This is a genomic window from Methanoculleus sp. MH98A (assembly GCF_000691865.1).
GTDB lineage: Archaea > Halobacteriota > Methanomicrobia > Methanomicrobiales > Methanoculleaceae > Methanoculleus.
The window spans coordinates 1-1,062 of sequence record NZ_JMIO01000194.1 but is presented as its reverse complement, the minus strand read 5'-3'; the positions used below and the strand labels follow the sequence as shown (position 1 = coordinate 1,062).

The 1,062-nt window shown below is 47.0% G+C and carries 1 protein-coding gene; it reads left to right on the top strand.

Annotation, left to right across the window (positions count from 1 at the left end):
- Positions 1-1,022: zinc-dependent metalloprotease (locus EI28_RS12525; protein ID WP_231476838.1), on the top strand; the 1,022-nt coding region annotated here is incomplete at its 5' end.
- Positions 1,023-1,062 lie beyond the last annotated feature (40 nt).

The window sequence follows — 1,062 nt, the reverse complement described above, 5'->3', positions numbered from 1 at the left end:
TAGAAGGGCAGCCTTACACGATGGATCTACAGGAGACGACGATTGATACAGAAGCTATTGCTAAAGGGATCCATTCCTTCACCGGCAGTCTCGCTGGTGTTGAAGATAGCCAAGTGCTTCTTACGGTTGGTAACAAAGTTCTGCTGGGCAGAATTGTTATTGATTACACCGAATATTTCATCGAAAGCACCTCGATGCAAGATTCGAAATCGTCAAGTGCGTTCTTACAATATGTGTACTCATCAAAGGATATTGTTCCCGAAGGCGACACGATCCCCATCGACTCCCATCTTCTTTCAACTCATGCAATCGACGAAAAAGCATATGCGCTGAAGAAAATGCTTGAAGAACAGGCTGATCCGCGTGCAACTGTCACTGTGAGAGTTCTTGTTGCTACCGATAGCAAATGGATGACAGACGAGCCTGATTGGCAGGATACAGCGGCAGCCATCATCCAGTATTGCAATTATGACTTTAACACCCTCGGAGTGAACATCGTGCCCATATATGATACTTCGAAGGCACAGCAGCTCTCCAGCGATCCGCAGATTATCAACTCTTCACTCTCAACATTCAAAAAATATTTCCCCGAATCATACCTAAATTCGAAATCCGCGGATCTCGGCTTGTATTTGGGCGGTTATGACTCCATCGAATTTGAAGGAGTTGGATCCTCAGGGGGCTACGACTTCCCCAGCCTTTGCAGATATGCATGGGCGCAGATGGCAGACGATCCCTCTACCTATGACGCTGTGCTCAAAGACAGAGCGGTTGTAACCATGCATGAATTGGGACATGCTTTTGATGCGGCCCATGAATATGCACCCAACCAAACAGAGACCTATAACAGAGCTTACCAATTTTACGAACATAACAGGTACTATCAGACCGTTATGTGGGGGTGTTTCATGAAAACGGCCTGGCTGCAATTTTCGGCAACCGATGGCTTTTATGGCGATGCCAACCATGATAACTCGCGGAGAATTACTGAAACGAAGGGTGTTGTCGCATCCTATTGTTAAGGTCGGGGATCAACTTCCCCTGCTGGTGGTGAGTACAGGT